Source organism: Blautia ammoniilytica (assembly GCF_025566965.1).
In the GTDB taxonomy this organism is placed as follows: domain Bacteria; phylum Bacillota; class Clostridia; order Lachnospirales; family Lachnospiraceae; genus Blautia_A; species Blautia_A ammoniilytica.
The window spans coordinates 21,379-36,179 of sequence record NZ_JAOQJL010000010.1; the positions used below are offsets into that span (position 1 = coordinate 21,379).

Below are 14,801 nucleotides of genomic sequence, written 5' to 3' on the forward strand. Positions count from 1 at the left end.
GTTCTATCCAAGGATCGTGCCACCGCCTACTACAACATCTTCGTCATAAAGTACAACTGCCTGACCTCCTGTCACTGCACGTACCGGCTCTTCAAATACTACCTTTACCGTGCCGTCCGGCAGTGCCTGGGCCATAGCCGGTGCTTCCTTTGCACGGTAACGTGTCTTGGCTGTTACCTTGATTGGTTCCTTTGGCGGCTCGCAGGAGATCCAGTTAAAGTCCTTAGCCAAAAGCTCTTTTGTATAAAGATCCTTTTCCGGGGACAGTATCACCTGATTTTTGGCCATATCTTTCCTGCGCACATATAAGGGAGCCGGAAGAGCAAGCCCTAAGCCCTTTCTCTGGCCGATGGTATAACGGAGAAGACCTTTATGCTGTCCCAGCACATGTCCCTGCTGGTCTACAAAGTCTCCGCTTTCATACTTTTTCCCTGTGCGTCTTTCAATAAAATCTCCGTAATTCCCATCTGGCACAAAGCAGATATCCTGGCTGTCATGCTTTCTGGCATTTACAAAATGATATTCTTCTGCCAGTTCCCGGACTTTCTCTTTGTCTGCATATTCTCCCAGTGGGAACCTAGTATGGGCCAGCTGATCCTGGGTCATAAAATAAAGCACATAGGACTGGTCCTTTGCCAGATTCCTTGCTTTTTTCAAAAGCCACCGGCCTTTTTCCTCATCATATTCCACCCGTGCATAATGTCCGGTCACAATGGTACCAAAGCCCACTGCCTTTGCCCGGTCATAAAGCTTTGCAAACTTCATGTACCGGTTGCAGTCAATACATGGGTTAGGCGTATCCCCACGCTCATAGGCATCCACAAAGCGGTCGATCACCTGATGGGAAAAGTCTTCTTTAAAATTCATTACGTAAAAACGCATTCCCAGCTGATGTGCTACTATTCTGGCATCTTCCACATCATCCAGTGTACAGCAGGTGTGATTCTTGGACAGTCCCACGTCTTCATTATCGTATAATTTCATGGTTACGCCAATGCACTCATAGCCTGCCTTGCACATCAGCATGGCTGCCACTGAGCTGTCCACACCTCCGCTCATTGCAATAAGGGCATGCCCGGCGGGCACCCCCTTATGATCTTCGTCTGGATTCTGTTCTTCTTCGTTGCTGCCTGTATTATAAAGCTTATGATAATCTGTATTATGAATCTCTTTTTGTATTTCTTCTGTCTGCCATTCACTGGCCTTACCTGTGTCTGTAGATGACATTTACTCCTCCTTTATGGATCCTTATCTATTCGGATGCCGGCAGTAACCACTCACTGCCGCATGATCATCCTTGCTGAATATCACTGCAACGTAATTGATCATTCTTTCTGAAAAGAATACGTCATAACGCTGATTTTGTCAACGTCCCGTAAAGGAGGTAGTTCAAAGGAAGTTCAGGAGAAAAAGCTTTCTGCCACGCGGATGTCTGCAATATACCCTACCGTTCCGGTCATGTAGATGGTGTCATCCTTTCCGATATCGATCTGGATCATTCCTCCTGGCTGGTTCACATTGATCCGACGTTCCATCATCCCCAAACGGTAAGCTGCCATAGCTGCTGCACAGCTGCCAGTACCGGAAGCCTTTGTATATCCACAGCCTCTCTCCCAGATCTCTATTTCCAGATTTCCTTTGTCGATCTGCCTGCAGATCTGCAGATTGATCCTTTCCGGAAATTCATCTGCATTTTCCACATAGGGTCCCAGCTTTTCCACCTTTTCCCGGCTGATCTGATCTGTAAAGATGATACAATGAGGATTCCCCACGGTCAGGCAGGTAGCCTTGTATTCCTGACCATGAAATACAAAGGGCTCATTGATCACTTCCCGGATTTCTCCGGTTACAGGGATTTCCCTGGATATGAAAGAAGCTTTCCCCATTTTTACCCGAAATTCTGTTGCCCTGGCATTCAGGCACTCTACTTCCATTGTTCCGGCCTCTGTTTCTATGGAAAATTTATTTCCATGCACATAGCCCTGATCCATCAGATATTTTGCAAAGATCCTTACGCCATTACCGCTGATGGCAGATTCACTGCCGTCTGAGTTAAAGATCCTCACACCCATTTTCCCGTTAATTTCTACAGGACCGTACAGGATCCCGTCTGCCCCCAGGCCAAAGCCTCTCTGACATAAGACAGCGATCTTTTTTCCCTGAAGCTGCACTTTATTCTTTTTTGCGTCCAAAACAAGATAATCGTTACCAAGTCCCTGATATTTTGTCATAACAATACTGTCTGTCATAAGCCTGCTCCTTTTCCCCATTCAAGAATGCCTCGGCATTCTTGCTGCGAGGTGCGCGTCATGCAATTGCATGACATACTTCTACTGCGCACCTCTGCAATCCTGGTACCTATAGTATATTTGTTTATTTTCGCATTGTATATAGAATATAATGCCATACATATTGCAAAAAATGCTTTCAATGTATAAAATAATGTTGTGAGGATAATGTTGTGAGCAAATGTCTTTAGGATACCAAATAGGCTTGACATACGGAGGTGTATTTATGTTTTATGACCAGGAGCCAACAGAAAAAACAGGATATCTGGACCAGTCATTCCGGCTTTTCCATATCCGGGACCAGCAAGACCGGATCTTTCCCTTTCATTATCATGACTTCCACAAAGTAGTGATTCTTTTATCCGGAAAAGTTACCTATCATATTGAGGGAAAAGCCTATCATCTGAAGCCCTGGGATATCCTTCTGGTTAATCAGCATGCGATCCACAAGCCGGAAATCCTGCCTTCTCTTCCATATGAACGTTTTGTGCTGTGGATCAGGGATGACCTGGAAAAAGAATCACTGACCCAATGTTTCCAGAAGGCCAGTGACCGAAGTTTTAACCTGATTCGTTTAAAAAGCAGGATGCAGGAAAAGCTGAAAGAAATTCTTTTTGAACTGGAGGCCTCCATGAAAAGTACTCAATTCGGCAATGACATATTAAGCGATGCTCTTTTTTCCCAGTTTATGGTGTACCTGAACCGGATCTTTCTGGAAAAGCAATATATTTTTGATCAAAAATCCTATACCTGCGACCAGCAGATCCAGGAGCTGCTTCAATATATCAACCACAATCTGACTGCTGATCTTTCAGTGGATGTGCTTGCAGAAAAGTACTACCTTAGCAAATACCATATGATGCGAAAATTCAAATCTGAAACAGGCTATACTCTGCACAGTTATATTAACAGCAAACGTCTTCTTCTGGCCCGTGATCTGATCAGTGAAGGCATGCCTGTGATCAAAGCAGCCGCACAAAGCGGTTTTTCCGATTACACCACCTTCTCCAGAGCCTATAAAAAAATGTTTAATAAATGCCCCTCAGCTCTTTAGAGCCTGAGGGGCATTTGCATCACATATTATGATTTTGGTGTCAAAACACCACAATCATGATTACACGTTGGCTGCTTTTCTTCCACAGCACTGTTTGTATTTCTTTCCGCTTCCACATGGACACGGATCGTTAGGATATACCTTGATCTCCTTACGCTGTACAGGCTTTCTCACACTGGTATCGTCTTTGTTGGTGCCAGTTACCTTTGCAACCTGCTCACGCTCGATCTTCTGCTCTACATGTACATGATACAGCATCCGTACAGTATCTTCCTGAATGGATGTGATCATGTTATTGAACATGTCAAACGCAGCCATCTTGTACTCAACAACCGGATCTCTCTGGCCATAGGCTGTCAGTCCGATACCCTGGCGAAGGATCTCCATATCATCAATGTGATCCATCCATTTGCTGTCAATGCTCTTAAGAAGGATCACTCGCTCCAGCTCACGCAGCTGCTCCGGCTCCGGGAACTCAGCCTCTTTTTCTTCATAAAGCTTTACAGCTTCTTCCTTTACAAAGTGCTTGATCTCATTCTTTCTCTTGCCTTTGATCACCTCTTTGGTAAGAGGCTCAATAGGAATGATCTGAAGAAGAACAGAATTAAACTCTTCCAGATCCCACTCTTCTGAGTCCACATCATCTGTAAAGCACATATCCACTGTATTGTCTACAATGTCTGTGATCATCTTATAGATGGCATCACGCATATTCTCACCATCCAGAACCTGACGGCGCTCTTTGTAAATGATCTCACGCTGTTCATTATTAACAGCATCATAATCAAGAAGATTCTTACGGATACCAAAGTTATTGAACTCGATCTTCTCCTGTGCCTTCTCAATGGCATTGGAAAGCATCTTGTGTTCGATCTGTTCATTCTCAGCCACACCAAGAGATGTGAATACTTTCATCAAACGTTCGGAACCGAAGAGACGCATCAGGTCATCTTCCAGGGAAATGTAGAAACGGGATTCTCCCGGATCTCCCTGACGTCCGGAACGTCCACGAAGCTGATTATCGATACGTCTGGACTCATGTCGCTCTGTACCGATGATCTTCAGTCCGCCGGCCTCTCTTGCCACATCATCAAGCTTAATATCTGTACCACGACCTGCCATGTTGGTAGCAATGGTAACTGCACCTGCCTGTCCGGCCTGTGCTACGATCTCAGCCTCCAGCTCATGGAACTTGGCATTCAGAACATTGTGCTGGATGCCTTCCCTGCGGAGCATACGGCTGATCAGCTCGGAAGTCTCAATAGTGATCGTACCAACCAGTACCGGCTGCTGCTTTGCATGTGCTTCTTTGACTGCTTCCACAACTGCGTTAAACTTCTCTTTCTTGGTCATGTACACAGCATCATCCAGATCCTTACGCTGTACCGGACGGTTAGTAGGGATCTCTACAACGTCCATTGCGTAAATATCACGGAACTCTTTTTCTTCGGTAAGGGCTGTACCGGTCATACCGCCCTTCTTATCATATTTATTAAAGAAGTTCTGGAATGTGATAGTAGCAAGTGTCTTGCTCTCTCTCTTAACCTTTACATGCTCCTTAGCCTCGATCGCCTGATGCAGACCATCGGAATAACGGCGTCCCGGCATGATACGTCCGGTAAACTCATCAACGATCAGAACCTCATCATCCTTAACCACATAGTCCTGATCCCTGTGCATCAGATTGTGGGCACGAAGTGCAAGGATAATGTTGTGCTGGATCTCCAGATTCTCCGGATCAGCAAGGTTCTCAATATTAAAGAACTTCTCAACCTTCTTAACACCCTGTTCTGTCAGGTTGACGATCTTATCCTTCTCATTTACTACAAAGTCACCTGTCTCGATAACTTCCTCGCCCATGATGGCTGCCATCTTGGTCATCTCATGGCTGGCTTCACCACGCTCCAGCTGCTGTGCCAGAATATCACAGACCTCGTAAAGCTTGGTAGACTTACCGCTCTGGCCGGAAATGATCAAAGGTGTACGTGCCTCATCGATCAATACAGAGTCCACCTCATCAATAATACAGTAATGAAGATCTCTCTGCACAAGCTGCTCTTTATAGATAACCATGTTGTCACGAAGATAATCAAATCCAAGTTCATTATTGGTTACATAAGTGATGTCAGAGCCATATGCAGCACGGCGCTCTTCCGGCTTCATGTCATTCAGTACAACACCTACGGTCAGCCCCAGGAACTCATGTACTTTGCCCATCCACTCAGCATCACGCTTTGCCAGATAGTCATTGACTGTAACGATGTGCACGCCCTTGCCTTCCAGGGCATTCAGATATGCCGGCAGTGTGGATACCAATGTCTTACCTTCACCTGTCTTCATCTCAGCAATACGTCCCTGATGCAGGATAATACCACCGATCAGCTGTACCCTGTAATGCTCCATACCCAGTACACGCTTGGCAGCTTCACGTACAGTGGCAAAAGCCTCCGGCAGAAGATCATCCAGTGTGGCTCCCTCTTCCAGGCGTTTCTTATATTCTCTTGTTTTGTCACGCAGTTCTTCATCTGTTAATTTCTGCATCTCCGGGCGCAGGCTGTCGATCTTGTCCACCAGTGGAAGAATACGTTTTACCTCTCGCTGGCTGTGCGTCCCGAATATTTTTGAAAACATGCTCATGAATCTACTCCTCTTGACAGGTGCAAATAGATGCTCCTGATTATTATTTTCGTTTTGTTATTGCCTTTCATATGTATCCTGTCCCTATTTCTATAAACAGGCGAATGATACACTTATCTATTTTAACACTTTCCTGTACAGAAAACAATAAATTTTTCATAAACTACAGCTACATAAATTATTCATTAACAATTCATTAATTACAGCCATACTATTTTTTTGCAATCAGATGGCTCATTTTTTTGTAAACTACAGCAATATAAAACAGTTCTTGCGTCCGGCAGAGCAGTCAAAAGCATATAGCCGTATCGTACAAAGCAGTATTGGCAAAAACATTGATAAAATCGTACGATAACATTGATTGAATCATGCGAATATGCTATGATTGACACAGAAAATGAAAAGGAGGCTTGCATATGTCAATTACAGCTACTGAACTTAAATCGAATTTAGGGAAATACCTTGATCAAGCTGCAACCGAAGATATTTATATCTCCAAAAACGGCAAAATCATTGCAAAAATTACGTCTCCATATAAAAACAAATTAGATATTGTGAAAGAGCTTTATGGCAGCATTCCCAATACAGTCACTTTAGAAGATGCCCAAAAAGAAAGGCTCAAAAATTTATGAAAGTCCTAATTGATACTTGTGTAGTTGTGGATTTCCGTGAACAACGGCAGCCTTTTGCCGAAAGTGCTTTAAAAGTCTTTATGCTCGCTGGGTCTGGGGAGATTAATGGATATATTACTGCAAAATCTGTTACCGATATTTATTACTTAATTCATCGTATAACTCATAGTGATTCAGTAACAAGAGAAACATTAGAAAAACTTTTTTCTATCGTCGAAATTTTAGATACAACATCTAATGATATCTGTTTGGCATTATCATCAACAATTTCTGATTATGAAGATGCTGTAATGATAGAAACTGGAATCAGAGAAAAAATGGATTGTATTGTGACTCGAAATCTTAAAGACTATAAAAAGGCAAAGTTTACTGTATATTCTCCAGAAGAATTTTGTAGTATAACAAGCCAATAGCAATGGCAGAGAATAAGAACAATTAAGCACCCGGGGAAGGAAAACTCACCCGGGTGCTTTTTCAGAATCTATTATGGTTTAATCCTCTGGTTCAATCAGGCCATAAGTGTTGCCTTTACGCTTGTAGACTACATTTACCTGATCGGTCTCTGCATTACAGAATACAAAGAAATTATGTCCCAGAAGCTCCATCTGCACACATGCATCCTCAGGATACATAGGCTTGATATCAAACTTCTTGGTACGAATGATCTTAACTTCCTCATCCTCTTCATACTCTTTATCAAGGTATGCTTTCTGGAAGCTGTCTGCTGCCTGTTTCTTGTCTGCTATTTTATTCTTGTATTTCCGAAGCTGACGCTCGATCACTTCTTCCACAAGGTCAATGGATACATACATATCATTGCTGACCTGCTCGGAACGAATGATGCTTCCCTTTACAGGAATCGTGACTTCGATCTTCTGTCTTTCTTTTTCAACACTTAAAGTTACGACAACTTCGGTGTCAGGAGTGAAATACCTTTCCAGTTTTCCAAGCTTATCCTCAACTGCAGTCCTAAGCCCTTCTGTGATTGTGATATTTTTACCGCTGATGATGAATTTCATACTTCCATCCCCTTTGCTGTTTGATGGGTATATTATAGCACATTGTTTTCATTTTTAACATCTTTTTCTTAAAATTTCAGAATTTTTTACAAGTTTTACGTTACTTGTCCATTCCGTTCACAGTAATCTTTCAAAAGGAATGCTTCCTCCAAAAAGATCCAATGCACTGCCAATGGTAAAATCCAGATTTCCTTTCCCGGCCTTATCCAATAAATCCAGATCCTGTTGGGAACCGATCCCTCCTGCATAAGTAACCGGTCTCATGTGAAATTCTCCCAAAAGAGCAGCAAGTTCTGTTTCGATCCCACTTGCCTTGCCTTCCACATCCACTGCATGTACAAGAAATTCGTCACAATAAGATCCAAGCCGCTCCATCAGTTCCAGCGTCACAGGAACCTGGGTAAACTTCTGCCACCGATCTGTTACCACATAATATGCATCTGCCTTTTTCCGGCAGCTAAGATCAATGACCAAATGCTCCCTGCCTGCAGCTTTTTCAATTTTTTCCAGGTTTTCCCAGGAAATCTTTCCATCCTTAAAAACATACGAAGTTACGATCACATGGCTGGCCCCGGCCTGCAGATATTCCTGGGCATTATCAGGGTTCACGCCGCCACCGATCTGCAGTCCTCCCGGATATGCCTTAAGTGCAAGCAGTGCCTGCTCCTTTGTAGCTGGAAAATACGGAGAATCCCCACTATTCAGAAGTATCACATGGCCTCCCTTCAGTCCTTTTTCTTTGTACAATTCTGCGTAAAAAGCAGCATCCTGTCCAGAAACAAAGTTCTCTTCCGCCTGATCCTGCACATCCCGAAGGCTTCCCCCTACGATCTGCTTAACTTTCCCATTATGTATATCAATACAAGGTCTGAATCTCATATATTCCTCCTGAATCCCATATATTTCCCATAACCCTTATCTGTTTCTCCTGAATCTCATATATTTCCCATAACCCTTATCTGTTTCTCCTGAATCTCATATATTTCCCATAACCCTTATCTGATTTTCCTGCATCCATCACTTTCCCATTATACACAACTCCCTGCCCATCCACAAGCTGCCAGCCGTAGAGAAAAATATCCGCAGGTTACCTATTATTTCTTTACAATCCATTTTCCACTCCTATTAGATCCCTGTCTTTCGACTAGTCCTTCCTCTCTCAAATCCTTTATAATCTTCTGAATCTGCTTTCTCGATAAATCAAACTCTTCCATAAGTTTAACCTGAGTTATCTCTGGATTTTCTTCCAACTTCTGCAATATATCCAGCTTTCTTTCGGCTCCTTTTTTCGGCTCCTTTTTTTGGCTCCTTTTCGGCTCCTTTTCGGCTCCCTTCTGATTACGTTCTGAGTCTTCATCTTTCAAAAATGCTTCGTGAACAAATAATCTTGAAATAAAATAGCTATGATCCTCATCTGTTTCAAACTCTGGTTTCGGAGACCCATTTGCTTCAAGGGCTCTCAGTATCTTGCCAAATCCAGTATTCCTACCCTCTGTCAAATGCAACTCCTTAAGGATATCTCCAATACGACGATTTCTATATCTCCGATTAGAAACCTTATATCGTTTTAGTCCTTCTTGCGTCACTGAACGATCTGGTCCCGGAAAACTTACGATTTCAATCATATCCTTTTCAATTCTTACCTCTATCGGCTCTCTGATATCGTAGCCTCGATGATAAACAGCATTGGCAAGAGCCTCTTCTAAAGCAGCATACGGATAATTATACACCCAATCTGCCTCTGCCTTATCCGCACTCTTTACAATTTTTTTCGTTACGATGGAATTCTTTATAAACTGTAATGCCTCTCTTAGTTGTTGATGAATCGGTCCTTTAAAAGTATTTTCGATAATATTGTCTCCGCCTAACCCATCCGGGAATTGTACAATATCAATCTGTGTACACGGAAAAAATTTATCTGGTTCCATGCAAAAGAACATTAATCCTACGTTTTTTGGTTTTATATACTCTGGAAGTGTACTGATAATATTCATGTCCCTACATAATTCAGTGAAATCTCCCAATTTTGATTTTTCATACAGCGAACTACCTATCTCTTTAAGATAATTCTGAATTAACGTAATATTCAAATCTTCTAATTCTGCCTGATGATTCACTCTATCATCAAATGGAACTCTATTTGCCAGATTGAATAAATCTTTTTCTTCATCATCTGAAGGTTCTACAGTATTGGAAGCTTTACGAATATAATGTATTCTCTCTTTGTTATCTTTTTCCATTGTCTTTGGTGATGAATACGGTCTGTTATCTCCACCAGGACACCATATAACAATAAAATGCTTGTCTTGATATGTTTCAACACCAATAATCGGTGTATAAGCCGGTCTAAGGAGTTTGCATTTTGCAAATATATTTTTCTGATAAGAATCCAGCTTTTCTGTCGGAACTCCCTTTAATGGAAAAACAGGCCTGCCATTATTTTCCTGTACACCGATAACAATATATCCACCGCCCCAGTTGTCAAGATCATTTGCAAATGCACATATAGATTTCAAAGATGCCGCTGCATCCCAGGTTTCCTTAAATTCAATTCTCGCCCATTCAACTACATCTCCGGACAAGAGAGTTTTAATACTTGTTGGTATTGCCATATGGTCACTTCCTTCCTATATCTTTTTTAAACACTGGCCTGAGGCGCGCACACTTTATCAAAATCAATTTCTTCAACTTGGACAAATGACTATATACTGTCATGATATATTGTGTTATGCAATACTGTTTTTGCACTTCCATACAATGCTGTTTTATAAGCTAATATGCCTTTAAGATATTATTCCTGTCAGTATACCAATCTTCCAAATAATTTTCGCTTTTATCCCCTGTAGATGATTTTTTCCATTCTATCGGATTGGTAAAATAAATCCTTTTTTTCTGAAATCTGGATTATAGCATTTTACAAAATCTGCAAGATCTGCATCTATCATCCACAATTGCTTCCTCATTCGGTATATAAGAGGATTTTAATCTACGTACTCCATATATCTGTGAAAATGAGCGTGGATCATCGTTCGGTGTATACGCAAGAAACTCTCTTTCTGCCTGCTCACCTAGCCCTTTCGTATCTACTAAAAATAAGATGCGTTTCATGTTCCCATATTTGAGCAAACGATATGACGCCGTAATTGCTGTGAATGTCTTTCCCGCTCCTGTTGCCATCTGTACTAATGCCTTCGGACGATTATCTGCAAACGATTTTTCCAGATTATTGATTGCATTAATCTGACATTTTCGAAATCCCTTTACATCTAAAGGTAGAAAATATTTGAAAGAACTCTTTGCATAACGTCCTGACTGGCGGAGATTATTATCGATTACGCAACGCGCTTTTTCTTCCGGTGTCATATCATTCTTCATCTCCCTTATCTACATACTCTATGATATCGCCATAATCGACCTCCAGAACGTTGCATATTTTACCTAAAACAGTAAGTGTTACTTCTTCATTTCGACGAAGCTTTGTCATTGTATTAGGTGCGATTCCTGAGGCTTTTCTTAAGTTTGCTTTACTTATTTTCCTGTCAATTAACAATTTCCATAAACGCTCATATGATACAGCCATGATTGCCTCCTGACATCTGTTTAATGCTTTATACGCTGTTAATAACAAGTATATCATCACATCATATTTTTCGCAAGAACTTGCGATTTTCATCGACACCTACATCTGTTTTTCTTATAGTTCCATGCCTCTGGATTGATTTTTTAACTTTCTGTTGTTTTTCTTGTTTTTTCACTTCCTGCCTGTTCTCTTCCAATCGCTCTTTAATATTCTTTTTCTGTTACTCTACGCTCACTTCTGCATGTTCTGTAGCTGGCACGGCCTGCATGTGAACCCTGCAAAAGGGCAAAAAATATCCTGTTTCTATAGCATTGCAAGGCTTTCGCAGCTATAGAAACAGGATAATTTTTGCCGCCTATACAGTTCTTCATACCAACCGGCCGTGCCAGGAATCTCTTTACATAATCCTCCTACCGGCCTTCCACTGCATTCCCAACCGCATCCCCGGTATCCTCCACAGCATCTCCAACACCATTTCCGATGTCCTTTACTGCATTCCCAAGTTCACCGGATACCGTGCCGTCCCCATTGTTATTCTGATCAATATTTCCATCCTGCTGACCCTCTGTTGTCTGATCCGGTCCATTATCCGTTACATCATCCGGTGCATTATCTGGTGCATTGTCTTCTTTATTCTCCCTCACATTCTCCTCTTTGTTATCCTTTGCGTCATCTATTTTGTCCCTATTTCCATCATCTTCCGTTTTTTTATCCTTATCTTTTTTATCTGCGGCATTATCCTCTGTGGCATTATCTTCGGCAGCTTTGTCATCCGTACTCTTTTTCGTCTCATCTGCTGCCTTACGTCCGTTCTTTGTGCCACATCCTGCCAGCATAGAAAATGTAAAAACAAGCAGTATACTCATCAGAATCATTTTAGCTTTTTTCATTCCACTGATCTCCTTTTTCCTTGGGATTTAACTTGTACTGTGTAACTCTTCAGTGCCCTGGCGGGATACTGCCTGCTGAATCGTTACTGTAATGTTATTTTGTATATTTTTACAAATCCTATACTGGAAAAATAAGGAATATGAAATCAGGTACTATTCCGGATACTATCTTGCAGCTCTTACGATCACTTCTCCGCTGCCAGGATTGTTCCACTGATCCTTCCTGACAACGATCTGTCCGCCTGTAAGCACATAATCAAAGCCTGTGCACAGCCGGTCCGGATTGTCAAAATCTGCTGCAGTATCCAGATTTTCCAGGTGGAACACACATAAATCTGCCGGCATTCCCACCTGAAGGGTCCCACGGTCCATGTGATAAACCTGCGCAGGTCTGGCTGTCATCTTATAGATTGCTTCCTCAATGGTAAATATCTTTTTATCACGCACATAATCCGTCAGCAGCTTTGGAAATGCAGCACATACTCTTGGATGCCTTTTCCCTCCTGCCGGATAAATGGCATCAGAGATCAGATTGGCACGCCTGTCCTTTAAAAATAAAAGCATATCCTCTTCAGAAGCAATGGTATCCAGCATAGTTACCTCACATTTTTCTGCAATCAGGATATCATACAAGGTATCGTAAGGATCCTTCCCCAGCTGCTGCCCGATCCTGGCAATAGACTGACCGGCATAAGGTGCATATTCCGGTGTATGAAGGCTGCTTGCATAAATCCTTTCAAAGCCAGCCAGCTCCACAATATTTTCAAACTCCATAGAAGGAGTCTTCAGCACATGGGTCAGTTCTTTTCGGTAATCCGGATCTGACAGCCTGCGGATGATCGCCTCAGTTCCGCCTTTCTGGCTTTGGGGAGGCAGAAGGTGAACCAGCTGGGTAGAACCTGTAAGATAAGGGTACAGGTCAAAATCCACTTTCACACCCCTTCGCTCTGCCTGATCCAGAAGCTTCAGGATCTTTACCGGAGTCTCTCCCCAGTTCTTCTTACCAATACATTTCATATGGCTTACATGAAGAGGGATCTGAAGTTCTTCTGCAATACAGATCACCTCTTCCAAAGCCGGAAGGATGCCATCTCCCTCATTTCTGATATGGGTAACAATAGGGATCTGTGTTCCTTTTAAGGGTGAAAGCGCCTGCACGGCTCCCTTTTGATCGTATTCAAACTCCGGAGCATAGGCAAGTCCCATGCTTACCCCCAGTACGCCTGCAGCCAGGCATTCTTCCAGCACTGCCCACACCTGATGAAGTTCCTCATTTGTAAGCCGGCCTGGGGCATAGCCCTTCACTCCAGCCCGGATGGTCCCGTTGCCAGATAACATCCCGGTATTCACACTTCTTTTTGTCTTTTTAAGGGCTTTCATATAAGAAGCCATATCCGGCATGCTCTTCACATCTGCGGTTGGCTCTCCGGTAACACTGCTTAAAAAGCTGCTGATATCTTTTGCATATCTTTGTCCTGCAGGTGCTACAGAAAGGCCGCAGTTTCCATTTACAACTGTAGTCAGTCCCTGCCTGTTCAAAAGCCTGTCATCCCCGTTTACAAGGGCTTCCCAGTCACCGTGTCTGTGGATATCAATAAAGCCGGGGGTAATATAGCCCCCGGCAGCATCCAGAATCTGGTCTTTTGGAAAATCTGAAGGGATCTCCACAAAAGGAGCAATCTCCAGGATGATTCCATCTTTTACCACAACGGTTCCCAGGAAAGGCTTTTCCATTTTACCATTTACAATAAAACCGTTTTTGATAATATATTCTGTCATTTAGTCCTCTTTTACATAATTAGCACCAAGCTTTGCCGGCACGTTAAACTGTTTCCTGCATACTGTAAGTACGATCACAAGGATGTATGGAAGTGCGCTGAACAGCTCACTGGGAATGGCTGCATTGCCAAGAGCTTTTACATAAGTTCCCAAAGCGTCGGAAATACCAAAAACAATGCCAAAGATCAAAGCCCCAACCGGATTCCAGTTACCAAGAAAACAGATACCAAATGCGATCCAGCCTCTTCCTCCAATGATCTCTGATGTATACATTCCCACATTACAAAGAGAATAGTAAGCACCTGCCACACCGCCCATGCATCCGGCTACAAGCACGGCCAGGAATCTGGTCCTTGTAACATTAATACCGGCAGCATCTGCAGCCTCTGGATTCTCACCGCAGGATCTCATGGAAAGTCCAAGAGAGGTTCTATAGATCACAAAAAATACGATAGGAACCAGAAGATAGGTAATATATGTAACAATATTCTGTGAAAACAGTACCTGTCCAATCACAGGAATCCTGGACAAAAGAGGAATCCTGATCACTGATAAAGGTGTTACCTTAAGAGGTACTGTCTGAATGCCAAAAATCACACGATAGAAGAAGGTACAGAACCCGGTGATCAAAATGGCGATGGCTGTTCCCATAACGATCTGATGCTGATGCATATACACAGTAGTCACTCCATATAAAGCCGCCACAAGAAGACCACAAATCATAGCAAGAAGAAAGCCTGCCAGCATGCTTCCGCTAAGATAAGCGCCAATAAAGCCGCCCCATGCACCAATAAGGAAAATACCTTCAACAGCAGTAACCATCATACCTGTACGCTCTGCCAGAACTTCTCCCAGTGCTCCAAGGATCAAAGGTGTACTCATGAAAAATGCTCTGGTGATCAAATTAATAAATACCTGCATA

The 14,801-nt window shown here is 42.7% G+C and carries 14 protein-coding genes; 3 read left to right on the top strand and 11 right to left on the bottom strand.

Features of this window, described 5'->3' with window-relative positions; translation table 11 throughout:
- Positions 1–3: 3 nt before the first annotated feature.
- Positions 4–1,227, bottom strand: coding sequence for a tRNA 2-thiouridine(34) synthase MnmA (mnmA, locus tag OCV61_RS06525; protein WP_158421141.1), 1,224 nt, complete (start codon positions 1,225–1,227; stop codon positions 4–6).
- Between the two features lie 173 nt (positions 1,228–1,400).
- Entirely contained in the window at positions 1,401–2,249 is an 849-nt protein-coding gene (dapF, locus tag OCV61_RS06530; protein ID WP_158421142.1) for a diaminopimelate epimerase, read from the bottom strand.
- Positions 2,250–2,514: 265 nt separating this feature from the next.
- On the opposite strand from dapF, the gene OCV61_RS06535 reads away from it, so the two are divergent.
- Positions 2,515–3,342, top strand: a complete 828-nt coding sequence (locus tag OCV61_RS06535) for an AraC family transcriptional regulator (protein WP_158421143.1) — start codon at positions 2,515–2,517, stop codon at positions 3,340–3,342.
- 60 nt (positions 3,343–3,402) lie between these two features.
- Here the strand turns inward: OCV61_RS06535 and secA are convergent, their stop codons facing one another.
- Positions 3,403–5,979 carry a preprotein translocase subunit SecA gene (gene secA / locus OCV61_RS06540; RefSeq protein WP_158421144.1) on the bottom strand — a complete coding sequence of 859 codons (2,577 nt, stop codon included), beginning with the start codon at positions 5,977–5,979 and terminating at the stop codon, positions 3,403–3,405.
- Positions 5,980–6,395: 416 nt separating this feature from the next.
- Between secA and OCV61_RS06545 the strand changes: the two genes are divergently transcribed.
- Positions 6,396–6,611 carry a type II toxin-antitoxin system Phd/YefM family antitoxin gene (locus tag OCV61_RS06545; RefSeq protein ID WP_158421145.1) on the top strand — a complete coding sequence of 72 codons (216 nt, stop codon included), beginning with the start codon at positions 6,396–6,398 and terminating at the stop codon, positions 6,609–6,611.
- Positions 6,608–7,024: a PIN domain-containing protein gene (locus OCV61_RS06550; protein WP_158421146.1), complete on the top strand. Its 417-nt coding sequence runs from the start codon at positions 6,608–6,610 to the stop codon at positions 7,022–7,024. The genes OCV61_RS06545 and OCV61_RS06550 overlap by 4 nt, the downstream gene beginning before the upstream one ends.
- Positions 7,025–7,102: 78 nt before the next feature.
- On the opposite strand, the gene hpf is transcribed toward OCV61_RS06550, so the two are convergent.
- The 8 genes from hpf to OCV61_RS06590 form a co-directional block, all read right to left on the bottom strand.
- Positions 7,103–7,630: a ribosome hibernation-promoting factor, HPF/YfiA family gene (gene hpf / locus OCV61_RS06555; protein WP_158421147.1), complete on the bottom strand. Its 528-nt coding sequence runs from the start codon at positions 7,628–7,630 to the stop codon at positions 7,103–7,105.
- 117 nt (positions 7,631–7,747) lie between these two features.
- Positions 7,748–8,509 carry a phosphoribosylformimino-5-aminoimidazole carboxamide ribotide isomerase gene (gene hisA / locus OCV61_RS06560; RefSeq protein WP_158421148.1) on the bottom strand — a complete coding sequence of 254 codons (762 nt, stop codon included), beginning with the start codon at positions 8,507–8,509 and terminating at the stop codon, positions 7,748–7,750.
- 215 nt (positions 8,510–8,724) lie between these two features.
- Positions 8,725–10,242, bottom strand: a complete 1,518-nt coding sequence (locus tag OCV61_RS06565) for an RNA-binding domain-containing protein (RefSeq protein WP_158421149.1) — start codon at positions 10,240–10,242, stop codon at positions 8,725–8,727.
- A gap of 292 nt (positions 10,243–10,534) precedes the next feature.
- Entirely contained in the window at positions 10,535–10,993 is a 459-nt protein-coding gene (locus tag OCV61_RS06570) for a DEAD/DEAH box helicase family protein (protein ID WP_262582717.1), read from the bottom strand.
- A 1-nt stretch (position 10,994) separates the two neighbouring features.
- Positions 10,995–11,210: a helix-turn-helix domain-containing protein gene (locus OCV61_RS06575; protein WP_158421150.1), complete on the bottom strand. Its 216-nt coding sequence runs from the start codon at positions 11,208–11,210 to the stop codon at positions 10,995–10,997.
- A gap of 410 nt (positions 11,211–11,620) precedes the next feature.
- Positions 11,621–12,100: a hypothetical protein gene (locus OCV61_RS06580; protein ID WP_158421151.1), complete on the bottom strand. Its 480-nt coding sequence runs from the start codon at positions 12,098–12,100 to the stop codon at positions 11,621–11,623.
- Positions 12,101–12,265: 165 nt separating this feature from the next.
- Positions 12,266–13,879 (bottom strand): N-acyl-D-amino-acid deacylase family protein, encoded by a 1,614-nt coding sequence (locus tag OCV61_RS06585; RefSeq protein ID WP_158421152.1) that lies wholly within the window; start codon positions 13,877–13,879, stop codon positions 12,266–12,268.
- Entirely contained in the window at positions 13,880–14,800 is a 921-nt protein-coding gene (locus OCV61_RS06590) for an ABC transporter permease (protein ID WP_158421153.1), read from the bottom strand.
- Position 14,801: the final 1 nt, after the last annotated feature.